At 33.1% G+C, this 22,456-nt stretch carries 20 protein-coding genes and 1 tRNA gene; 7 read left to right on the top strand and 14 right to left on the bottom strand.

Annotation, left to right across the window (positions count from 1 at the left end; genetic code table 11):
* Positions 1-33: 33 nt before the first annotated feature.
* The 5 genes from NCC77_RS00615 to NCC77_RS00595 all read right to left on the bottom strand — a co-directional run bounded on the left by NCC77_RS00615 (position 34) and on the right by NCC77_RS00595 (position 4,215).
* The gene (locus tag NCC77_RS00615) at positions 34-507 is read right to left on the bottom strand and encodes a DUF6428 family protein (protein ID WP_250833925.1); all 474 of its coding nucleotides are present in this window, start codon (positions 505-507) and stop codon (positions 34-36) included.
* Between the two features lie 59 nt (positions 508-566).
* Positions 567-893 (bottom strand): ArsR/SmtB family transcription factor, encoded by a 327-nt coding sequence (locus tag NCC77_RS00610; protein ID WP_095928690.1) that lies wholly within the window; start codon positions 891-893, stop codon positions 567-569.
* Positions 894-1,018: 125 nt separating this feature from the next.
* Entirely contained in the window at positions 1,019-2,116 is a 1,098-nt protein-coding gene (locus NCC77_RS00605; protein ID WP_250833924.1) for an exopolyphosphatase, read from the bottom strand.
* Positions 2,117-2,453: 337 nt separating this feature from the next.
* Positions 2,454-2,990 (bottom strand): porin family protein, encoded by a 537-nt coding sequence (locus NCC77_RS00600; protein WP_250833923.1) that lies wholly within the window; start codon positions 2,988-2,990, stop codon positions 2,454-2,456.
* 88 nt (positions 2,991-3,078) lie between these two features.
* On the bottom strand, positions 3,079-4,215 hold the full coding sequence (locus NCC77_RS00595) for a helix-turn-helix domain-containing protein (protein WP_250833922.1): 1,137 nt from the start codon (positions 4,213-4,215) through the stop codon (positions 3,079-3,081).
* 366 nt (positions 4,216-4,581) lie between these two features.
* Here NCC77_RS00595 and NCC77_RS00590 point away from each other — a divergent pair, with 366 nt between their 5' ends.
* The 4 genes from NCC77_RS00590 (at position 4,582) to NCC77_RS00575 (ending at position 9,023) form a co-directional block, all read left to right on the top strand.
* Positions 4,582-5,394 carry a formylglycine-generating enzyme family protein gene (locus NCC77_RS00590; RefSeq protein ID WP_250833921.1) on the top strand — a complete coding sequence of 271 codons (813 nt, stop codon included), beginning with the start codon at positions 4,582-4,584 and terminating at the stop codon, positions 5,392-5,394.
* Between the two features lie 181 nt (positions 5,395-5,575).
* On the top strand, positions 5,576-6,217 hold the full coding sequence (locus NCC77_RS00585) for a hypothetical protein (RefSeq protein ID WP_250833920.1): 642 nt from the start codon (positions 5,576-5,578) through the stop codon (positions 6,215-6,217).
* A gap of 351 nt (positions 6,218-6,568) precedes the next feature.
* Entirely contained in the window at positions 6,569-7,957 is a 1,389-nt protein-coding gene (locus tag NCC77_RS00580) for a serine hydrolase (protein ID WP_250833919.1), read from the top strand.
* Between the two features lie 328 nt (positions 7,958-8,285).
* The gene (locus NCC77_RS00575; RefSeq protein ID WP_250833918.1) at positions 8,286-9,023 is read left to right on the top strand and encodes an NERD domain-containing protein; all 738 of its coding nucleotides are present in this window, start codon (positions 8,286-8,288) and stop codon (positions 9,021-9,023) included.
* Between the two features lie 225 nt (positions 9,024-9,248).
* Here NCC77_RS00575 and NCC77_RS00570 read toward each other — a convergent pair.
* Positions 9,249-9,321, bottom strand: a tRNA-Met gene (locus NCC77_RS00570).
* Between the two features lie 117 nt (positions 9,322-9,438).
* Between NCC77_RS00570 and era the strand changes: the two genes are divergently transcribed.
* From era to NCC77_RS00555, 3 genes are all read left to right on the top strand, one after another.
* A complete protein-coding gene (gene era / locus NCC77_RS00565) occupies positions 9,439-10,320 on the top strand; it encodes a GTPase Era (protein ID WP_250833917.1) in 882 nt (293 codons plus the stop codon).
* Positions 10,321-10,562: 242 nt separating this feature from the next.
* Entirely contained in the window at positions 10,563-11,876 is a 1,314-nt protein-coding gene (gene der, locus NCC77_RS00560) for a ribosome biogenesis GTPase Der (RefSeq protein WP_250833916.1), read from the top strand.
* A 158-nt stretch (positions 11,877-12,034) separates the two neighbouring features.
* On the top strand, positions 12,035-14,785 hold the full coding sequence (locus NCC77_RS00555; protein WP_250833915.1) for an outer membrane beta-barrel protein: 2,751 nt from the start codon (positions 12,035-12,037) through the stop codon (positions 14,783-14,785).
* 82 nt (positions 14,786-14,867) lie between these two features.
* On the opposite strand, the gene NCC77_RS00550 is transcribed toward NCC77_RS00555, so the two are convergent.
* From NCC77_RS00550 to NCC77_RS00515, 8 genes are all read right to left on the bottom strand, one after another.
* Positions 14,868-15,611: a DUF2490 domain-containing protein gene (locus tag NCC77_RS00550; RefSeq protein ID WP_250833914.1), complete on the bottom strand. Its 744-nt coding sequence runs from the start codon at positions 15,609-15,611 to the stop codon at positions 14,868-14,870.
* Positions 15,612-15,756: 145 nt separating this feature from the next.
* Positions 15,757-18,303 (bottom strand): TonB-dependent receptor, encoded by a 2,547-nt coding sequence (locus NCC77_RS00545; protein WP_250833913.1) that lies wholly within the window; start codon positions 18,301-18,303, stop codon positions 15,757-15,759.
* Positions 18,304-18,554: 251 nt separating this feature from the next.
* Positions 18,555-18,968, bottom strand: coding sequence for an RrF2 family transcriptional regulator (locus NCC77_RS00540; protein ID WP_012023964.1), 414 nt, complete (start codon positions 18,966-18,968; stop codon positions 18,555-18,557).
* Positions 18,969-19,061: 93 nt separating this feature from the next.
* Positions 19,062-19,898, bottom strand: a complete 837-nt coding sequence (locus tag NCC77_RS00535) for a TPM domain-containing protein (RefSeq protein ID WP_250833912.1) — start codon at positions 19,896-19,898, stop codon at positions 19,062-19,064.
* A gap of 3 nt (positions 19,899-19,901) precedes the next feature.
* Complete coding sequence (locus NCC77_RS00530) at positions 19,902-20,339, bottom strand: TPM domain-containing protein (RefSeq protein ID WP_250833911.1); 438 nt, start codon at positions 20,337-20,339, stop codon at positions 19,902-19,904.
* Positions 20,340-20,370: 31 nt separating this feature from the next.
* Positions 20,371-20,955: a LemA family protein gene (locus NCC77_RS00525; protein ID WP_095928713.1), complete on the bottom strand. Its 585-nt coding sequence runs from the start codon at positions 20,953-20,955 to the stop codon at positions 20,371-20,373.
* Positions 20,956-20,989: 34 nt separating this feature from the next.
* Positions 20,990-21,322, bottom strand: coding sequence for a MerR family transcriptional regulator (locus NCC77_RS00520; protein ID WP_026730479.1), 333 nt, complete (start codon positions 21,320-21,322; stop codon positions 20,990-20,992).
* A gap of 48 nt (positions 21,323-21,370) precedes the next feature.
* Positions 21,371-22,348 carry a M23 family metallopeptidase gene (locus tag NCC77_RS00515; protein ID WP_250833910.1) on the bottom strand — a complete coding sequence of 326 codons (978 nt, stop codon included), beginning with the start codon at positions 22,346-22,348 and terminating at the stop codon, positions 21,371-21,373.
* Positions 22,349-22,456 lie beyond the last annotated feature (108 nt).

Below are 22,456 nucleotides of genomic sequence, written 5' to 3'. Positions count from 1 at the left end.
TTTCTTGTATTTAAAGATTTGTTCTTTCATTTTTTAGCAGCATCCTGAATTTGGAGTACAGCAAGAAGCATTGTCATTGGTTAGTTGAGTAAGATTGATCTTTTGTTTTTCAGTAGGAATACCGCAAGCATCTTGTGCTAAACATGCCGTTGTTTTGTTTTTTAGAATAAACGTTTTTCCATTAAATTCTAAATCATATTTTCCAATTGTAACGTTTTGGTATTCTACTTCAATTTCTAAGTCTTCGATGTTTAGCTTGTCTTCAGACAATTGAATGATGTGTAATAGTTTATTAGGTTTCAGGCGATGCTCAAAATCATTGGCATCCCAAAGTTGAAAGTTAACTGCTTTTTCAGTTCTTATTACTCCGCCGCAATCAATAAAACTTTTGGTAACTACACCAACTTCTGTCACATGAAAATGTTCTGGTACAAAAGCTCCGTTTTCTAACTGAAACTCAACATTATCTAATGTTGATAAAACCTGTTTTACTTCTGATAATTTCATCTTGTTTTTATTTATTTGTTAATTGCAATATTGCGATACACTTGATCAAAAAAAATGTTTTAGCAACATTTTGATTTTGAAATGGTTTGTGTGATGTTTAAAAAATAGGAGTTTAAAATATCAATTGTTTTTTCATCAATACAATAGCAAATTGCATTTCCTGAGATATTTCCTTTAATGATTCCAGCGTTTTTTAACTCTTTTAGATGCTGAGAAACGGTAGGCTGGGCAAGAGGCAATTCATTTACAATATCACCGCAAATACATTCATTCACTTGCAGTAAATATTCGATTATGGCAATTCTTGCAGGATGCCCTAAAGCTTTAGCAATTGTAGCAATTTGATTTTGTGCGTCTGTAAAATGTTCTGTTTTAGTTGCTCCCATAAAAAGTATATTAATATTGCAATATTACGATATAGTTTTTAAATGATGAAACTTTTCAGAGATTAATTTAAAATAAAAAAAGCCCCAGATTTCTCTGAGGCTTTATAATATTTAAAAAATACTTTTTAGAAATTAGTATTTATTTTTTTAGAACGATCTGCAATATAAGAGATTAACCAGATTACCTGTCCTTCTTTTACAAAGAAAATTTTCTTTGTAGCATAGTCTGGAATACTTTCAAGACAAGTTACAAGGATGTTGTTTGCCGAAATCAAGTATTTTTGGTCGTAAGTGCTTAAAACTCTCGCAGCTTCTTTATTTGTTTTGGCAAGATTAGTAAACTTGTTAAAGTTGTTTTTAAGAATAGCATCATAATCGATGACATCTTGAAGAGTTAGAGCAACATAATGCTCTTTATTTATATTTTCGTCATAGAAAAGAGTTGAAAACGCCCAAACAGCGCCACCAGATAAGTATAATTTATCCTTTTTTGCTAAAGGAGGATTCGCATCAAATAATTCTTTTGTCTTTTTACGTAGAATTACATTATAGTCAAAAGATTTCTCTTGGTAAGTAGACATATCGTTTACCTGACTTTTGTTTACCACTGTTTTTTCTACAGCATCAGTAAGTGTCATTGTACCAAAACTAAGCTCTAAAGGAATAAATTCTAATTTACCGTCTTTAAGTTCGTCAATATAACCTCCTTTTGTAGTTTGAGCACCAATATCTAGAAGGAAAGCATTAGCAAAATCAACAGGCGGTATAGCACCTTTTACAAGTGTTTTTGCTTCTTCGTTAACATCTAATACTTCTAATTGTTTTCCAGTTAAAATCGCAATTTTATTTTTTAAAACATCTAAGTTACGTGCAGAAGCAAAAACAGGAGCCGCTACAACAAAAATGTTTTCTTCAAGAATTTTGTTTTCAGCTTTAATTCTTTGCAATTGGTTAGTAACGATAACACTAGTTCTAGTGATATCTTCTTGTGTAAGTTCACCGTTAGCGGTAATATGATCAGCAAACGGAATTCTTTCTGTCCAGAAAGAAAGAATTTTGTAATCAGCTTTTCTGATGTTATTTACATCAATTACAGAAACTTTTATGGCTCTACGTCCAATTTCGATTCCAGCGTAAACACTTTTTTGAGAAAATAAATTGACAGAAAAAAATAAGGCTAAAACGGCAAAAAATAAGAATTGGGGGTTGTGTTTGTTTTGCATTGTGTTGAATTGTAATTATAATATAATTTGTTTTTAAGAAATTTTAAAGTTGTTTTTGTGGTATTGATATGAAAATCACAATTTTGGAATAAAAACGAATCGTTTCATTACGGAATTGCAAATTTAAGAAAACATTTAATAATATAAAATCAGTTATTAAGAAAACATGATATTAAATTATTGTAAAGCAATAACGGGTTTTATATAGATAAAGTATATTTATAAAAAAAGCTTCAGAGATCTCTGAAGCTTTTAAATTAAAATCTATACTCATCGTTTATTATGATCTTCTTTTTCTAAGGAGTTCCAAGTGTAAAAGCGATGAGAGTATTAAATTTTAGAAAAAGAAGTAACCAACAGATACTTGAAATACTCCATTTCTATTATCAGTATCAACCTTAGTTATTCCTAAGTTGTATCTGGCACCAAAATTAAGTCCGTTTTCTAATTTATAGCCTACGCCAAAATTAACGCCAAAATCAAAAGTAGTGAATGAATTTGTTACTTTCACCCCTTCATTTTTAGCAGAAAGTAAAAAACCTATTTGCGGTCCGGCTTCAAGACTTAATCCTTTTGTTACGTAATATTTTCCCATTAAAGGAATGTTCAAATAATTCATAGCAACAACATCATTATTGAAGCTATATCCTTGACGCGAATACATTATTTCAGGCTGGAAGGAAAATTTATCAGAGATTGGAATTTCTGATACAACACCAAAATGATATGATGTTACATAATCAATGTTGTTGGTGTTACTTCCATTAACAGTTGAAAAGTTTAAACCTGCTTTAGCTCCAAATTTAATTTCTTGGGCATTCACATTTGCAAATCCTAAAACTGTAAAAACAGCTAGCAATAAAATTTTTTTCATAAAAATTGATTTGAATTATTTGAAGCCAAAATTGGTATAAGAAAAATTATAAAAGGTTTCAAAAACTCAAAAATGTATAAAATGGTACTTATTTGAGGTTGTTTTTATACTCATTTGGTGTTTGGCCAGTAATTTTTTTAAAAGCTTTATAAAAAGTGGTTTTGGAAGTAAAGCCAGATTCTAGACCCATTGCGAGCAAATTATAGTTTTCATATTCAGAATTTGAAATCATTTCCTTAACCGCTTCAACCCGATATTTGTTGATGTAGTTGGCAAAGTTGTCTTCTGTTATTGTGTTTACAATTAGAGAAACATATCCTGGGCTTATGCCTAATTTTTCGGCAACTTTTTCTCTATTTAATGTACTGTCAGTATAAATGTGATGCTCTTTGCAAAGAAGTTCTAGTTCTTGAAAGTAAAGATTATCTGCCGTGATAGATTCGCTATATTCTTCTCGAGTGTCATTTTCTATAATTTGAACATGGGCGGGCGAAATGGCTAAATCTCTGTTTAAAAAATTGTAAACAGCTTCGTGGTCTTTAGCCAGCTTGTATTTATAAATACCGATATAAGCAGTCCAATGAATTATAAATGTGGCAAAAAAAGCCAAGATGCTCATCGTTGCAGAAAGGTCAAATGGAATAAATTTATTAGCTAAAGCAATAATAAGAAAAGCAAATAGCGATGAAGAAACAATTGTTAATAGGATAAAAATCCAATTTTTTTCCTGTGGATCTTTTAAATGTCTTAGCATAAAATAAGAGTAACACAGTAAAAAAGGCATGAATGTAATGGCTAACACAAGATGAATCAGACCAAGTATTTTGAGTAAACCAGAACCCGATTCAGGAATAGTGTAAAGTCCTGCAATACGATCCAGATCGCAAGCAATATTAAGTATCACGGTGTACGCAAAGGGAATAAAACACAAATAAGATTTTTGCTTGCTTTTTACAGAATCATCAATTCGGTTTATAATAAACAGGAATATAAAAGCGGGTATTAGAAATGTCCATTCGATATGATCAATAAAGCGAAGGAAAGGGTAAGGAGTAAACGCATCTTCAACCTCAAAAACATGATTCAGTAATATAATGGAAAGTGTAAAAAGCAAACCTGCCAGATATTTATTTGAATTACTATTGAAAATGGAAGACTTTAAAATAATAAAGCCTAAAACTATTCCCTGAAAAACCGCAATATTTAAAAGTGTGGTATAAATCACGTTTTGGTATTTAGTTGTTTTTAAGTTTTGTTTTTGGAATGTAATTAGAATGATGCTATTTTTAAAAGATAGCTAATTTCATACTAAATCACAGGACGAATTTATAGTAATGCAAATTGTTTTCTTAGCAGATTAAGAAATGATTAACTAAAATTATGAAAGAATTATAAGATATTTTGGTCTAGGGCGAGAGAGAGGTTTATTGGGAAATTTTTATTTGGAAAAGGCAAAAAAGTTTAGTTTTTTTTAAGAGATTTTGTCTTTGTCGCAAGGAATTTTGTTTCTTTAAAGTATCGTAGTATTATACAAATTTGGATAGATTTGTATAGTTGTCAGATATAGTGATCGTAATTTTAAGGAAACAATATGAAAACACAAATATTGATAATCTTTCTTGGACTTTTGGTATTTACTTCCTGTAAAGAAGACAATGTTGACTGGATTTTTGTAGAGGGTGGCACTTTTGAACAAGGTAAAAACCAAATCGTCATTAGCCCCAAAGGAGACACCATAAATGGTTTTACGAGTCCGAACCGAATGGTTGAACTCGATGATTTTTATATAAGTAAATATGAAATAACGGTTAAACAGTTTAGGCAGTTTTGTGAAAAAACGGGAAGAAAAATGCCAGACGCACCTATAGAAAATGCACATGGAGTAAAAGTATATTATAAATGGATAGACGAAAATCCGATGCTTGCCACTTGGGATGAAGCAAATGATTATGCAAAATGGGCAGGAGGAAGATTACCAACGGAAGCAGAGTGGGAGTATGCTGCTAAAGGTGGAAAGAAAACTAAAAACTACAAATATAGTGGCAGTAATAATCCCATTGAGATTGGTTGGGTAAAAGAAAACTCAGATAATATTTTCCATAAAGTGGGACTTCTTAAACCTAATGAACTAGGAATTTATGATATGACTGGGAATGTTGGGGAGTGGGTTTCTGATTGGTATAATCCTGAAAAGGATAGTTTAGTAAGCAAACACAATACTCAAGGACCACCAGAAGGAGAAGGATCATATAAAATCTCGAAAGGTGTAAGTTGGTTTTACGAAACCCAAAGTGCAGATGGAAAACCATTAGAATACGGAATTCATATGCCGGAAGTGAGATACCAATCTCCAAAAGACACGCGAAATGATGGTTTTGGATTTAGAATAGCAAAAGACAAATAAAAACTGCTAAGCCGAGATATTTTTTTGCCTAATAATCCTCATAAAATAGTTAAGTAGGCAAATGGAAATATTAGTTTATAAATACAGACGGAATGTTGTAGGATTTGAAGATGTGATACTTGTAATTATTCCTTTAATTTGAGAACATTCTGTAAAGCAGATCATATAAATGTTAAGTCATATGAGAAAAATCATTACAAGATTTATATTATTGACCTCTATTCTATCTTTTGCACAAAAGAAAGGCAATTGGAATGAAGTTACAATTAACACTCTAGACTCAATACAAAACGAATTAGAGCCAGAACAAATTAAGTGTTTTAAATTATTAATTTCAAAAAGAGAAGATTACCAAACTCAAAAACGAATTGATACAACAAGTTCAACAATTTTAATAGTTGAGGGATATAATTTCTTGGAAAGTAAATATGGAATTTATGAAGATTTTCTTTTCGATAATAATCATACATACTCTTACGGAAATGATGCTAACGAAATTGGAGTAAGTTTCAACGATTATGAAGATTTTATAAAACCTGTTCTCAATAAAAAAACTTTGGACTCTATTAGACCAAGAAAGTACAAAGCAGTTTTTGGTTGTTCGCCTACTAAAAGGACAATGAGGAAATCACAGAAAATAATTAAAATGGCTCAAAAAGAAGGAATTATACACGAAAATTATGTAAAAATATTAACCTTGATTGAAAACAGAACTGGAAAAATAAAAATCTCATTTTTGATTCCAAAAGCAGGAAAAAGAGAAGTCCAAATTTCTTATGGACCTTATTACTCAGAAAAGAAATTGGAATATTGGCTGAATTAAATTCTGGCTGTAATAATGGCTACAAGTTATGATTAAAGCTTACGAGCATTAAAATATCTAACCAGATTATCTTGTGTTATTACAATATTTTAGCAGGTGAATCTTAATTTTTTTATGTTTTTTGTTTGATAGCCACTCATTTAAGTGCTAAAAAGCATCAATCAAATTTACTGTCTTTTTAACAATTTGCAGTTAAAAAAATATATATTTGAAAGATAAATAATGTATGAAATTTATCATACATAACTACCAAAATTTGGATGACTTTGTGTGGTTTTGTCACACATATAAATAAGTTGTTGGCAATTTTGCGAGACATCTCACCTACATTAATTAACCAGAAATAAAAAAATGAAATTAACAATTACAATCGGACTTCTTTTAATTGCACATCTTACATTTGGACAAGACAGAATTCAAAAAATTGACAGTTTACTCAACTCTCTTTATTCAAAAGAGAAAATCAATGGAAATGTTCTAATTGCAGAAAAAGGGAAAGTTATTTATAGCCGTAGTTTTGGACTTGCAAATGAAACAACAAAAAAAAAATTGAACGAAAATTCGATTTTTGAATTGGCATCTTGTTCAAAGCAGTTTACAGCTATGGGTATCATGATCCTTAAAGAAAAAGGGAAGTTGAATTTGGACGATGACATCACAAAATACTTACCCGAACTTTCTTTTTATAAAGGGGTAACGGTAAAAAACTTATTGAATCATACAGGAGGTCTACCAGACTATATGCAGCTTATGGATAGTTTATTTGACAAATCTAAAATTGCCACTAACAAAGACATAATTAATATATTTAGTAAACATCAACCCAAAATACTATTTGAGCCAAATACTAAATGGGAATATAGCAATACGGGCTATGCACTATTGGCATCAATAATTGAGAAAGCATCGGGTATGACATACGCTGACTATCTAAACAAGGCTATTTTCCGACCTTTAAAAATGAAAAATACCTTTGCGTACAATCGTAGATTATCGCCAAAGAAAATTGACAATTATGCTTTTGGATACGTTTACTCAGATAGTTTAAAAAAATATGTTTTACCAGACGAATTGGAAGAAACTAAAATTGTTATTTGGCTTGATGGTGTTGTTGGAGACGGAGGAGTTAATTCAACTGTAAACGATTTATTGATTTGGGATAGAGCATTATATAGCAATAAATTACTCACAAAAGAGGATATGAAATCAGTTTTTGAATTAGCAACTTTGAAAGACGGAGCTAAAAGGAATTATGGTTTTGGTTGGGGCATTGAAGAAAATGCTGATTTTGGAAAAATTGCAAACCATGATGGGGGATGGCCAGGTTATGTAACTTTTATCGATAGACATCTTACAAATGATAAAACAATAATAATACTTCAAAATCACAGCAACGTTACAATTCCTTCTAAAGCAATTAGAAGTATTCTCTATAATAAACCATTGCCTGTGCAAAAAATCAGAAAAGAAATTAGTATTACTCCTGAAGAACTTCAAAAGTTTGTTGGGACTTATGCAGTTGAAAATGAGTATGAAATCAAAATTTCATTAGATAAAGACCAACTTTTTTCACAATTGACAGGACAAGATGCGTTCCGAATATTTGTAGAAAGTGAAATGTTATTTTTCTACAAAGTAGTAGATGCACAAATTCAGTTTGAAAAGAACGAAAAAGGAGAAATTTCAAATTTGTTTTTATTACAGAATGGAAAAAAGATAGAAGCAAAACGTATGAAATAAAAATCCGATCATTCCGACATGTAGGCAACAATAGCGCAGATTTGCAATCTGTGCCCGCAAAGAGAATCGGAAAAGGTAAAAGAAAAAGCTTCAGAGAAATCTGGAGCTTTTTCTTATTAGCGAGAACAGGACTCGAACCTGTGTCCGCGGCGACGGATATGAGTCTGACGAGCTGTTAAAATTTTGAATAAGAAAAACACCAGCTTTTCATTGTTATAATGAGGTGCTTGAATATTTAATCAGTTTGCTTAAAATTTCATAAAATTGCTAATTGATAATGTTTTGATATAATTTTTATATTGGGACGGATTTAATAGCCTAAGAATTTATGGAGTTAATTTTACTAATTGTGATTTTTTTCCTTGTTTTTATTTTTGGTTTTTATAAGGCAAAAATTAAAGGAATAATTGGCGAGAAAACAGTTTCTTCAATATTGCATTTTTTAGATAAATCAGATTATAAAGTCATCCATAATGTCGTTTTACAAAGAGGCGAAGTAACCACTCAAATTGATCATGTAATCATTTCTAGTTTCGGAATATTTGTTATTGAAACCAAAAACTATAAAGGATGGATTGTTGGCTATGAAAAATCGGAATACTGGACCCAGGTAATATATAAATATAAAGCCAAGTTTTATAATCCTATTTTCCAAAATGCAGGACATATAAGAGCTTTGAAAATCTGTCTAAAAGAATACAGGAATCTAGAATATATATCTGTTATTGTTTTCTCGACAAATGCTAAAATAAAAATAGATACTAGCGTAGATGTTGTTAATATGCATCGTCTGTTAAGAACAATTAAAAAATACTCAACTGTAAATCTCTCAGAAGAAGTTAAGGAAAAAATTTTTGAAAAAATTAATGCTTCTAATTTAGTTGATTCGTTCAAGAAAAAGGAACACATTAATTCAATTAAACAAAGGATTAACGATCGAGAGAAAAAAATTCAAGAAAAGAAATGCCCAAGATGTGGTAATAGTTTAGTTGAAAGAAAAGGAGAATTTGGGAAATTTTTTGGGTGTAAATCGTATCCTAAATGTAAATTCACAAAAAAATATTAAAATAGAATTTGACAAAACGTTGCTAGCGTGGGCGTCGCGCTCGTGAATGCAAGGATATTTTAAAAATTGAAGATAAACAAAAAAAGCTCCAGATTTCTCTGAAGCTTTTGTCTTAGTAGCGGGAAAAGGACTTGAACCTGTGTCCGCCGCTGCGGATATGAGTCCGACGGCTATTAAAATTTTGAATAAAAAAACACCATCTTTTTCAAGTGGTGTTTTACTTAGTAGCGGGAACAGGACTCGAACCTGTGACCTTCGGGTTATGAGCCCGACGAGCTGCCTACTGCTCTATCCCGCGATGTTTCGGGTGCAAAGATACGTCGATTTTTGAGAAATCCAACGAAAACTTAAAAAAATGTTTTATTTTCTGTATTGAGTTGATATGACTACCTTTGCAAAATAAATAAAGCAAAAAATGTCACATAAAGCAGGTTTCGTAAATATTATCGGAAATCCAAATGTTGGAAAATCAACATTGATGAACGCTTTCGTTGGAGAACGATTGTCGATCATTACATCAAAAGCACAAACTACACGTCATAGAATTCTAGGAATCGTAAACGGAGAAGACTTTCAGTTAGTTTTGTCTGATACTCCTGGAATCATCAAACCAGCATACGAAATGCAGGAATCGATGATGAACTTCGTAAAATCGGCTTTTGAAGATGCAGACATTTTAATCTATATGGTCGAAATAGGCGAGCAAGATCTAAAAGACGAAGCTTTCTTTAATAAAATCATTCATGCCAAAATTCCCGTTTTATTACTTTTAAATAAAATCGATAATTCAAATCAGGAACAATTAGAAGAGCAGGTTTCTTTCTGGAAAGAAAAAGTGCCAAATGCAGAAATTTTCCCAATTTCGGCTTTGCAAAACTTCAACGTACCGGAAGTTTTCGGAAGAATTATCGAATTATTGCCAGAATCTCCAGCTTATTATCCAAAAGATCAGTTGACAGACAAGCCAGAACGTTTCTTTGTTAACGAAACTATTCGTGAAAAAATCTTATTGAATTACAGCAAAGAGATTCCATACGCTGTAGAAATCGTTACAGAAGAATTTTTTGAAGACGAAAAAATCATCAGAATCCGTTCGATTATTATGGTAGAACGTGAAACTCAAAAAGGAATTATTATCGGACATAAAGGTGCCGCTTTAAAAAAAGTAGGAACCGATGCCCGTGCCGATTTAGAGAAATTCTTCGGAAAACAAATTCACATTGAACTAGTCGTAAAAGTGAACAAAAACTGGAGAAGCAACGCCAATATGCTGAAACGTTTCGGATATAATCAATAGTTTATAATTGTTTCAAGTTTCAGGTTTCAAGTTAAACGTCAGGTATAAAACTTGGCACTTGAAACCTGAAACTTGAAACAAAAAATAATAAAAACTTAGGTACTTAGAATCTTAGCGTCTCAGCAACTTTTTTTAACTACCTTTGCAAAAAATTTAAATAAGGCATTTAGGGTTTTAGTGATTCGATTTTTAGAAACCTAAAAATCTGAAATCTAAAGTCTAAAGTCTAAAATTCAAAAAAAATGAGTAATAACATTGTTGCGATAGTAGGAAGACCTAACGTAGGGAAATCGACCCTGTTTAATAGGCTGATACAAAGAAGAGAAGCTATTGTAGATTCAGTATCTGGGGTTACCCGTGATAGAAACTATGGTAAAAGCGAGTGGAACGGAAAAGAGTTTTCTGTCATAGATACAGGTGGATACGTACGCGGAAGCGATGACGTATTTGAAGGTGAAATCCGTAAGCAGGTAGAACTTGCTATCGACGAAGCCGATGTTATTATTTTTGTGGTTGATGTTGAAGAAGGAATTACGCCAATGGATGAAACTGTTGCAAAATTACTTCGTAAAGTGACAAAACCAGTTTTATTGGCTGTAAATAAGGTTGATAATGCTATGCGCGAAAAAGACGCGGTAGAGTTTTATAACCTTGGTTTAGGTGAATATTATACATTCGCAAGTATTTCTGGAAGTGGAACAGGAGATTTATTGGATGCTTTAATTGATGCGTTCCCAGAAAAACCAGAACCAGAAACGCCAGAAGTTGAATTGCCTCGTTTTGCAGTTGTAGGACGTCCGAATGCTGGAAAATCTAGTTTTATCAATGCTTTGATTGGTAAAGACCGTTATATTGTTACGGATATTGCAGGAACAACTCGTGATGCAATTGATACAAAATTTGACCGTTTTGGTTTCGAATTTAACTTGGTTGATACTGCAGGTATTCGCCGTAAAGCAAAAGTAAAAGAAGATTTAGAGTTTTATTCTGTAATGCGTTCTGTACGTGCAATTGAGCATGCAGATATCTGTATTTTGGTTATCGATGCAACTCGCGGATTTGAAGGTCAAGATCAGAGTATTTTCTGGTTGGCTGAGAAAAACCGTAAAGGGGTTGTAATCTTGGTAAACAAATGGGACTTGGTAGAAAAAGATACGATGTCTACTCGCGATTACGAAGAGAAAATCAAAAAAGAATTGATGCCTTTTACAGATGTGCCAATTTTATTCGTTTCTGCTTTAACCAAACAGCGTTTATTAAAAGCATTGGAAGCAACAGTTCAAGTTTTCGAAAACAGAAAGCAAAGAATTGCAACTTCAAAATTCAACGAGTACATGTTGAAGGTTATTGAGGCTTATCCGCCGCCAGCAACAAAAGGAAAATATGTAAAGATTAAATATTGTATGCAGTTGCCAACACAAACACCTCAGTTTGTATTTTTCGCCAATATGCCGCAATATGTTAAAGAACCATATAAAAGATATCTCGAAAATAAAATTAGAGAAAAATGGGATTTTGCAGGAGTTCCGATCGATATTTATATTAGAGAAAAATAAAAAAACAATCCCCTTGAATTAGGGGATTTTTTTATGTTTGGTGTCTAGATAATTAAAAGATCAATTTTTTTATTGGCATTATATTTGGATAAATGTAAAAAATACAATTAAACCTTTTGCATTTTTTTAAGTCTTAATGATCTAACTAACCTAATTTTATGACCAGAATTTATTCATTACTATTGTTTTTAGCCTTTATATATTCGGCAAATGCTCAGAACAATATTGTTATTAAAGGAACTGTAGTAGATATTAACTCGCAACTTCCGCTAGAACTCGCCACCGTTTATTTTACAGCGGTAAAAGATTCCACGATTATCGAATATGCTACAACCGATAAAAACGGAAATTTCATTATCAATACTAAAAAATACGATAAGCCCGTTTTCTTAAAAGTAAATTATACGGGATATCAAGCGTATTACGAAGAACAAAAAGGACTTACAGAAAGTAAAGACTTTGGTAAATTGTACATGCTTGAAAATGCAAATGTCTTAAATGAGGTAATCATAAAAAGCGAAGCACCACCCATTACCATCAAAAAAGATACATTAGAATTTAACGCCGGATCTTATAAAGTGCGTCCAGATGCAAATGTGGAAACTTTATTGAAACAATTGCCAGGATTTGATGTTGACAATACAGGAAAAATTACCGTAAATGGGCGAGAAGTCAATCAAGTTTTAGTCAACGGAAAAGCATTTTTTGATAAAGATGGAGCTATTGCCATTAAAAACCTTCCGGCAGATATTATTAAAAAAGTTCAGGTTTCTGATTTTAAAACCAAAAAAGAAGAACTTTCTAAGCAAGAATCTACTTCAGATTATTCGAGTATAAATATTACAATCGACGAAAAGAAAAACAAGGGATATTTCGGTAAAGTGCTTGGAGGATATGGTTCAGACGAACGCTATGAAAGTAGTTTGATGATGAATTTCTTCAAGAACAAACAAAAAATTAGTGTTTTAGCATCTTCAAATAATATCAACTCAACCGGATTTTCTATGGATGAAGTTTTTGATAATATGGGAGGCGGAAGAAATGCAAAAGGAGGCAGTCAAGGTGCGAGTAGTGGAGGGAAAGGGATTACACAGTCTACTTTGGCTGGGATTAATTATTCTGACGATTGGACAAAGGATTTGGAGTTCATGAGCAGTTATAACTTTACAAATGCGGTAACTAAAAACGATAGCAAATCCAACCAGCTTAGTTTTTTGCCAACAGGAAATATTTTGACAGAAGCAGATTCTAAAACTAGAAATGAAAATACAGGAAACAAGGCCAATTTTGAGTTAGAATATAAAATCAATCCTACGATGCAGATTGTTGTTGCTCCTAAATTGAATTTATCACAATCAAATAGCAATTCTTCTTCTTCGACTTTCTCTGAAAATGAAAATGGCGATGCGTTGAACGAAAGTACGGCAACATCGCATACCGAAAGTTCAAATACTAGTTTTGCCAATAGTATCAATTTCAATAAAACGTTTGAAAAGAAGTCGCGAAATTTAAGTGTGGTTTTTAATAACAATAACACTAAAAATGATTCGAACGGAATCAACATTTCGGAGACTATTTTCTATCAGGATAATAAACCAAATGACGAAAGAAATCAGAACGCAAAAAACACTTCAAAAAGCGATGCTTATTCACTAGATTTAGAATATACAGAGCCAATTACAGATTCGCTTCGCGTTCGTTTTGGTACCGATTTTGACTGGCAAAGTTCGATGAACGATCAAAAGACATTTAATTTTGATGATGCTTCACAAGACTATTCAGATTTAAATTTGTCTCTTACGAATTATACCACATCCAAACAAAATTCGATTACACCAAAAGTGGGTATTAGTTGGCAGAAAAGTAAATACACGCTTAATATCAATTCTAGAACATCAATTGTGGAGTTCGATAATCATTCTTTTTATTTAAATCAAGCAACCGATTTGAATAAAAGATACATGCTTCCGTACGGAACGGCACAACTTCGATATAAATTTAATCGTTCTAAAAATTTAACTTTTAAATACGATTATTCTAATGCGCTTCCGTCATCAACACAATTAATGCCAGTTGCAGATTTAAATAATCCGTTGAATAGTGTAATTGGTAATCCAAACTTAAATCCGATTGAGAAAAATACTGCTGGAATCGACTTTAAAAATTTTGATTTTAGAACGCGTTCTGGCTATAGCCTGTTCCTTAAAGGAGATTACTACAATAATGATATAGTTTCAACTTCTATTTATGATGATAGCGGAAAAAGAAATACAACGTATGTAAATATTTCAGGAACGTATTCGGCTTCGGTTGGAGGAAATTGGAATCAGCAAGTTAAAAAAGATGCTCATACTTTAAGATACGGCTTGCGTTTAAGCGGTAATTATAATTTTGATAAAGGATTTACAAATGCTGTTATGTACAATGCAAAATCGGTTGTATTAACGCCAAGTGTTTACGCTTCTTACGATTATGGAGAAGTGCTTTCAATCGCGCCTTCTTATAGTTTATCGTACAACGAAACACGATATGAAAACTATTCTAGAGATGCGACTTCAAACGTAATCCATAGAATTAATTTGCAGACCACATCCTATTGGCCCGCTAATTTAATCTTCGGAAATGATTTTGGATATACATATAATTCAAATATTTCAGACGATTTCAAAAAGGATTTCTTCCTTTGGAATACAAGTTTGTCTTACGGATTTTTAGATAAAAAAATATATGCAAAAGTAAAAGTGTATGATGTTTTAAATCAGAACCAAAGTGCAACAAGAACTATTTCCCCAACCTCAATCCGAGATGAAGAAAATACAGTTTTAAAACGTTACGTAATGTTTTCTTTAGCCTATAAAATCGGAAATTTTGCTGAAAGCAAAAAAGGAAGAAAACAAAGAGGATCTTAGTTTTTAAGGTGCAGAGGTTCAGAGAAACAAAGGTTAAAAAAAATGCCTGTCAAATTAATTTGACAGGCATTTTTTGTATAACTCATAACTTTTTCCGATTAATCCTGTGATAAACCGTAAACCTTATAATATCACGATCGTAGAAATCTACACCGCTGGCGCGTCTTTGAAAGTTCTTTAAATAACCCAGTTCCAAACCTAGATTTGGATTGAAATGATAACGTACAGCAACGTAAAAACGGTTTTGATCGAAAGTATTTCTTCGGTTGTCTTTTCCAAAATTGAATAACACTTCGTCAGAAATCGTTCCTTTTATGCTTCTTCCTTCTTTTTCCCAAAGGGTAAACATAGATTGTAATCGGTATCTAAATCGGTAAGCAAATGAGAATTCGTCTAAAAGTCCGTTTTTATCTGCTTTTTGAATGAATCGTTCTTCCAGTTGAAAGCGATTATGAAAAGTGATTTTGGCAATATCATTAATTAAAGTAAGGTCTTGCTGTGCCCGATATTCAGGAACAGAATAATCAGGATCAAGGTTTGGGTTTTGAGTATTGACGCTAAAAAAAGCAAATCCAGCACCTAAATCCATCATTTTAGTTGCTCTATAGCGAGCTTGAGATCGTATAACGAAAAGATTCTCATGAACGGGATTTACAAAACTTCGATTATCAAATTCAGAATGAATAGACCATTTTTCGGATAACGGAAAGATATTATAGTATCGAATCCAGGTCAAAGTCTGCTGGTCGATATTTCTTTGATTTTGCCCTGTCACAGTGTGGCAAACAAAGATTATGATAAAAAGTAATCTAAAAGATCTGTTCAAAAACTATAAATTCAGGCTGCGAATTTATACAAATGATCTTATTTCTGTCTATTTTTAAATTTGATTTGAACGTTATTTTGTGAAATAAAAAAAGGGACACATTTTAAAATGTATCCCTTTTTAATACTAAAACTAACTAACCATCTTACAGTGAATACTTAAATGTAACTCCGTAAGTTCTTTGATCACCAAGAACTCCAGCATATTGACCTGTGTTACCACCTGCAGGCAATAATTGCTCATAGTAATCTTTATTGAAAAGGTTTCTTCCCCAAATCTGAATAGATAAACCTTGCGAAGCACGGAAACCTAAACGAGCATTAAAGATTGCATAACCTTGTACTACTAAATATTTTGAAGCCGAAGGGCTTGAAGAAAATTCAGAACGAGCGTATCCGTCAGCCGCGAAGAAAATTTTTCCAGCATTACCAAAGAATTTTGCTTTGTCCGAAAGTTCACCTCCAAGAGAACCTGCCCATCTTGAAGCTCCTGGCAATTCAGTTCCAGAAACATCTTTGAAGGCAACTGGAGCTCCAGTTTCTTCTAACGGAAGTGGCGCATTAGTAAACTTCACATATTTACCATCTGTATAAGTTGCCGCTCCATTAATTGTTACATGCGAATTGATCACAAAACTTGCATCCAATTCTGCACCTCTTACACGTACTTTATCTGCATTAGCAAGATATCCACGGTTTACACCTAATTCAGCTGCCTGAACGTTGGTTTGGAAATCTTTGATGTCAGTATTAAAGAACGTTAAGTTGAAAATTGAGTTTTTGAAAGGAGAAGTTTTTACTCCAATTTCATAATGATTTACTTTTTCTGGCTTAACCACTGCAAGTTCAGTTAATGGCTGTCCCGCTGCATTTGTTGGAAGACCTGCTACGTTAACTCCAACAGGTTTATAACTTTTTGCGTAAGTTGCATAAGCGTTGATTTTGTCTGATGCTTTATAAGTAAGCGTTAAGTTTCCAGAAAAGTCTGTATTGTCAGTATCTGAATCAAATGCTTGATCAGAGTAAACCGATTTTTTCAAAGCCAATAAGGCAGGATCTGTAGTTTGAAGACCTCCATAAGTTTTACGAGAATAACTTGCATCTTTTTTATCAAAATTATATCTCAAACCAGGTAAAATGTGGAATCTCTCTGTAACAGCCCAATCAAGCTGTCCGAATACTGCAGCACTAGAAGCTCTAATTCTTGCATCAGTTTTAATTCCGTATCCTTCAAAAAGACCTGGAGTTTTCCATAATGGACTTGTTGAACTTTGAGAGAATCTCCATTGAGCATTTCCTGATTCTTCTGTACCATCTGTTTGAGAAGTCTGATCGATAAAGAATACTCCTGCAACACCACTAATTTTTGAAGTTAATTGTCCAGCATAACGAACTTCTTGTGTAATCTGAGTTTGTCTTGTTGGGTTTTGAGATTTAGCTAAAACTTGTAATCCTGTAAAATCCCTATCGTTTGACGGATCCCAGTTCCAGAAACGCCATGCAGTTGTAGAAGTTAGAGTTCCGCCTCCAATTTTAGTGTCAATGTTTAAAGAAACACCTCCTAAATCTTGTCCAGAACGCCAAGGTGTATCGTGATCTATTTTACGGTCAAAAGCATTTAAACTTGGTAATTGATAATTTAAATCTTTAATAATAGCATCAAACTGACGGTATGCAGCCCTTTGAGTAGGGGCAACACCAGCAACAACCTGCGCATAACCGTCAGGACGCTGTGTTGTTAAATCTCCTGCAAAAGTAATGTTAGTATTTTCAGTAGGAGTCCATAATAATTGTCCTCTAAAACCTTGATTGTTTAAAGTATTGGTTGGTCTTCCTGTTGCAACGTTATCAATTAAACCATCACGCTGTGTACCTGAGAAAGATAAACGACCAGCAACTTTTTTTCCTAATGCTCCAGTGATAGAAGCTTTAGCTTGTAAAAAGGCGTAATTTCCGTAACTCAATTCAAAATCGGCACCAGTTGTAAAACTTGGTTTACGAGATGTAATATTAAAAGCTCCAGAAGTTGTGTTTTTTCCGAATAAAGAACCTTGTGGGCCACGTAATACCTCGATTTGTTCTACATCGATAAAATCTAAAGTAGTTGCTGCAGGACGCGCATAATAAACACCGTCTACGTAGAAACCAACTCCAGGATCGATACCATCGTTGGTAAGTCCGAATGGTGAACCTAAACTTCTAATGTTGATTCCAGTATTTCTTGGATTAGAAGAATACAATTGTACAGAAGGAACCAATTCTTTAATACGGTTTACGTTGAAAGCTCCTGCTGCTTCTGCTTGTTTTCCTGTAACTACAGAAACGGCAATAGGCACGTCTTGTACTTTTTCAATTCTTCTTCTTGAAGAAACTACAACCTCAACAAGTTTGTTTTCTTCTCGTAAAGTCACCAATAATGGTGAAGCAGGGATAGCTGTAATTTCAAGTTCAGCAGTATTATAGCCAATGTATTGAATTAATATTGTAAGCGGTAACTTCCCTTGTGATTCTATCGAAAATCTTCCTTCAGAATCTGTAATTGTACTAAAAGTTGTTCCTTTAATTACCACATTGGCTGCTTCTAAAGGAATATTTTGATCTGTTGTAACAACTCCGTCAATTTTTTGTGCGAATGAGATTGAGAATGTTAAAACTGCAAGTATTGTAAATATATTTTTTATAGATGTCTTCATTTTTTATATTAAGTATATATGATTAGTAGAATTTAAAATTAAATTTTTTTTACCAACACATACACATCATAGATGAAGCAGTATTCACAGTTGTGAAATTATAATTATGTTTTTTTTGCAAAAGATTTTGTCCACCTGATTTACTAGAATGTACTTTCATGAGTTAAAATTTTGTAAATGATTAGTTAATTATTTTTGGCAAATATATATAATTAATTCTATCGATTTACTAGACTTTAGAAAATATTTTTTTATTTTTTCACCAATGAGGCGATTGTGATGCCTTCCATAGCCTTCAAAGTTTTATCTCTAATTAGCATTAAACCGTGACGAAGACTGCATTCTGACTCGGTTTTACAATCAGAGCAAGGCTCGTAGAAATTTAAAGAAGCGCATGGCAAAAGGGCAATGGCACCGTCAAATAATCGGTGAATTTCTGCCAGAGTGATATCATTTTTGGATTTAATTAGATAGTATCCGCCAAATTTTCCCTGCTTACTGCTTACAAAACGGCCGCGTTTTAGATCTAATAAAATCTGCTCTAAAAACTTTTTAGGAATGTTAGCGCCATCAGCGATTTCTACAGTTCTAGAAATGTGATTTTCGTCTTGTTCTGCTAAATAAAGTAAGGCCTTAAGGGCGTATTTTGCTTTATGTGATAACATCTATTAATAAATTGTAAAATGTAAATGTATGATTTTTTAAGATTGAAACCTAAACTTGAAACCTGAAACGAGGAAAATTAGAACCAGAATAAATTACCAGCCTCCGCTAGATCCACCGCCAGAGAAACCTCCACCGCCAAATCCTCCGCCGAAGCCTCCGCCACCGCCAAAACCACCACCAGATGATCCACCGCCGAAGCCTCCAAATCCGCCTCCGCCACTTCTTCCAAGATTGCTCAGAATAATAACATCGAGTAGGCTAGGGCCACCACCGCCATTGTTGCCAGAATTTCCTCCACCGCCTCTTTTATTTCGAGCGAGTAAGATTAAAACAATTACAACAATTACAATAAAAGGCAGAATAGGAAAATCTTGTCCTTTTGCTTGTTTGCGTTCGCCTTTAAATTTTCCTTTAAAAACGTCAATAATAGCATCAGTTCCTTTATCAAGACCGTTGTAAAAGCTTCCTGCTTTAAATTCAGGTATAATAATATTTCTGATAATTGTTCCGCCAATACCTGCCGTTAAACGATCTTCAAGACCGTATCCGGGATTGATGGCAATTTTTTTTTCATTTTTAGCTAAAAGAATGACAACTCCATTATCGTCTTCTTTAGTTCCCCCAATTCCCCATGTTTGCCCCCATTTAGTTGCCAATTGGCTTACATCTTCTCCTTTTAAACTTTCAATGGTAATTACTACGATTTGAGTAGTAGTTGAATCGGAGTAACGAATTAGTTTTTCTTCTAATTGTGCCTTTTCTGTAGAACTTAAAATGTTAGCGTAATCGTAAACAGAAGTCTGGAAACTTGGTTTGGGTGGAATCTCAAATTGCGCAAAAATAGCATTGCTGATAAATAATGCGATAAACAAAAAAGTAATCTGAAAAATTCTATTGGAATTTGGGATTTTAATTTTGGAATTTTTCATTATTTATCCTTTTGAGATTTCGTTAGATAGTTCGTTTACATCATCTTCCTGAGACGGAAAATATTTTTTGAGCTGTTCTCCGGCATTCAAAATACCGTCAACAATTCCTTGTTTAAAATTGCCAGATTTAAAATGATTCACCATAATGTCTTTGGTACAATCCCAAAAATCGTTGGCTACGACATCATTAATTCCTTTGTCTCCACAAATCACAAAGTTTTTATCTTCAACTGCAAAATAGAGCAATACTCCATTTTTCAATCTAGTTTCATCCATTCGCAATTCATGAAAAACTTCTAAAGCCCGATCAAAATGGACTTTAGAAGTTGTTTTTTCTATATGTACTCTAATTTCGCCAGAAGTATTGTTTTCGGCCACGCGAATTGCTTCAACAATTTCACGCTCTTCTTCTTTGGTTAAAAAATCTTCTACTTTTGACATGAAAATGATTTTAGAGTTTAGATTGTAGATTTTAGAATTTTACTTCAACTGGTTTATCAGCACCAGTAGAGGCTTCAAAGTATGGTTTTTCTTTGTATTCGCTCAAGAACCAGTTGTTTGGAATCTTTAAAACGTATCCGTTGTAAACTTGTACAGCTTCGTTAAAACGAGTTCTAGCAGTTAAAATCTGGTTTTCAGTACTTGCTAATTCGTCTTGTAATTTTAAGAAATTCTCGTTTGCTTTTAAAGTAGGATACTGCTCAACAGAAACTAATAATCTTGATAATGATGAACTTACGCCACTTTGAGCTTGATTAAATGCTGCTAATTGTTCTGGCGTAACATTGCTAGGATCGATAGTTACCGATGTAGCTTTTGCACGAGCTTCAATTACTGCTGTCAAAGTTCCTTTTTCAAAGTCAGCAGCACCTTTTACAGTGTTTACTAAATTCCCGATAAGATCATTACGTCTTTGGTAAGCCGTTTGAACATTTCCCCATTCTTTATTAACAGCCTGACTGTGTTGCAAAGCAGTATTTTTAATACCAATCGACCAAAATGCGATAATAGCAATAAGTGCTACAATAATTCCTACAGGGATTAACCACTTTTTCATATTTGTTTTGATTTAAGTTTATTTCTATTTTTAATTACAATTCGTTTTTGATGTCGTTCAGTTGCGTTTTTATCGACTCTAATTTACGTATTATTTCGAATTTATCTAACGTTTTCTTCTGACCCTCTTTTAAGTGTATTTTGGCACCTTCAAGCGTAAAACCTCTTTCTTTTACTAAATGATAGATTAATTGAAGGTTGGTAACATCTTCTGGAGTGAACATTCTATTTCCTTTTGCATTTTTTTTAGGTTTTAGAATGTCAAATTCGCTGTCCCAAAATCGTATCAAAGAGGCATTGACATTAAAAGCTTTGGCAACTTCGCCAATACTGTAATATCTTTTGTCTTTAGAAAGTTCAATATGCATGGTTCGTTTTTTTCTATTTTATTTCAAAAATACTATTTTTTCGTGATATTAATCTAATGATTGGTTTTCTTGGTTTGCCATTTGCGAAATCGCCACATATTCGACAGCCGAAATATTTCCGTAATAGAAATTCAGCGGATTGACTACTTTTCCGTCTTTATGCACTTCATAATGACAATGCGGACCTTCAGATCTACCTGTGCTTCCAACATAACCAATCACATCGCCGCGTTTCACTCTTTGCCCTGGACGGCAGTTGTATTTGCTCAAATGCGCGTATAAACTCTCATATCCAAAACCGTGCCTGATCACGATGTGGTTTCCGTATCCCGAAGCGGTATTGTCAGCTCTTTCTACAACACCGTCTCCTGTTGCATAAATGGGGGCGCCTGTATTGGCCGTGAAATCCATTCCATTGTGCATTTTTCTCACTTTCGTGAAAGGGTCAATTCGGTATCCAAAACCTGACGCGACACGTTTTAAATTTTCATTTCGAACTGGCTGAATGGCAGGAATCGCTAACAATAAATTTTCTTTAGCTCCAGCTAATTTTAAAATATCATCTAAAGATTTAGACTGAATGGCCAACTGTTTCGATAGTTTGTCGACTCTTTTGGTTGCATTTAAAACCAATTGAGAATTGTTATATCCTTCTAGCGTTTTGTATCTGTCAGAACTTCTAAAACCAGCTTTTCGAATCGAATCTGGAATTTCAGCTTTATTAAAATACACACGATAAATATTATTGTCACGTTCTTCTAATGCATCTGCGGCAGCGTCAATTTCATCCAATTTTTTATTCAAAATAGCATATTGCAGTTTTAAATTTTCAATTTCGCGTGCCTGTAAACGATCTTTAGGAGTTTCAAAATAAGGCGTGTTAATTAAAAGAACAAAAACTAAAAAGCCAAACAATGCCGAGGCTAATAAAAACAGTAAGGCATAACCAATTTTAATTCTTTTTCTGGTTTTTATTTTCGTATAAGCCAGATTTTCTGGGTCGTAATAATATTTTACTTTCGCCATATTTTAAAATACGCTATTTTTGCTCCCTGTAAAATAAGTTAGTCGAATAAAACTGCTAAATGTTTCAGTTCTTCAACACTTTATTTTACAAGAATTAATGATTAGATA

The organism is Flavobacterium tyrosinilyticum (assembly GCF_023656565.1).
GTDB classification, from domain to species: Bacteria; Bacteroidota; Bacteroidia; order Flavobacteriales; family Flavobacteriaceae; genus Flavobacterium; species Flavobacterium tyrosinilyticum.
Note: the sequence above shows the minus strand (reverse complement) of the source record. Positions and strands in the feature narration are given on the sequence as shown.

Excerpts from the sequence above, each read along its gene's own strand:
- NCC77_RS00615 (WP_250833925.1), bottom strand. The coding sequence starts at position 507 with ATGAAATTATCAGAAGTAAAACAGGTTTTATCAACATTAGATAATGTT.
- NCC77_RS00610 (WP_095928690.1), bottom strand. The coding sequence starts at position 893 with ATGGGAGCAACTAAAACAGAACATTTTACAGACGCACAAAATCAAATT.
- NCC77_RS00605 (WP_250833924.1), bottom strand. The coding sequence starts at position 2,116 with ATGCAAAACAAACACAACCCCCAATTCTTATTTTTTGCCGTTTTAGCC.
- NCC77_RS00600 (WP_250833923.1), bottom strand. The coding sequence starts at position 2,990 with ATGAAAAAAATTTTATTGCTAGCTGTTTTTACAGTTTTAGGATTTGCA.
- NCC77_RS00590 (WP_250833921.1), top strand. The coding sequence starts at position 4,582 with ATGAAAACACAAATATTGATAATCTTTCTTGGACTTTTGGTATTTACT.
- NCC77_RS00585 (WP_250833920.1), top strand. The coding sequence starts at position 5,576 with ATGAGAAAAATCATTACAAGATTTATATTATTGACCTCTATTCTATCT.
- NCC77_RS00580 (WP_250833919.1), top strand. The coding sequence starts at position 6,569 with ATGAAATTAACAATTACAATCGGACTTCTTTTAATTGCACATCTTACA.
- NCC77_RS00575 (WP_250833918.1), top strand. The coding sequence starts at position 8,286 with ATGGAGTTAATTTTACTAATTGTGATTTTTTTCCTTGTTTTTATTTTT.
- era (WP_250833917.1), top strand. The coding sequence starts at position 9,439 with ATGTCACATAAAGCAGGTTTCGTAAATATTATCGGAAATCCAAATGTT.
- der (WP_250833916.1), top strand. The coding sequence starts at position 10,563 with ATGAGTAATAACATTGTTGCGATAGTAGGAAGACCTAACGTAGGGAAA.
- NCC77_RS00555 (WP_250833915.1), top strand. The coding sequence starts at position 12,035 with ATGACCAGAATTTATTCATTACTATTGTTTTTAGCCTTTATATATTCG.
- NCC77_RS00545 (WP_250833913.1), bottom strand. The coding sequence starts at position 18,303 with ATGAAGACATCTATAAAAAATATATTTACAATACTTGCAGTTTTAACA.
- NCC77_RS00540 (WP_012023964.1), bottom strand. The coding sequence starts at position 18,968 with ATGTTATCACATAAAGCAAAATACGCCCTTAAGGCCTTACTTTATTTA.
- NCC77_RS00535 (WP_250833912.1), bottom strand. The coding sequence starts at position 19,898 with ATGAAAAATTCCAAAATTAAAATCCCAAATTCCAATAGAATTTTTCAG.
- NCC77_RS00530 (WP_250833911.1), bottom strand. The coding sequence starts at position 20,339 with ATGTCAAAAGTAGAAGATTTTTTAACCAAAGAAGAAGAGCGTGAAATT.
- NCC77_RS00525 (WP_095928713.1), bottom strand. The coding sequence starts at position 20,955 with ATGAAAAAGTGGTTAATCCCTGTAGGAATTATTGTAGCACTTATTGCT.
- NCC77_RS00520 (WP_026730479.1), bottom strand. The coding sequence starts at position 21,322 with ATGCATATTGAACTTTCTAAAGACAAAAGATATTACAGTATTGGCGAA.
- NCC77_RS00515 (WP_250833910.1), bottom strand. The coding sequence starts at position 22,348 with ATGGCGAAAGTAAAATATTATTACGACCCAGAAAATCTGGCTTATACG.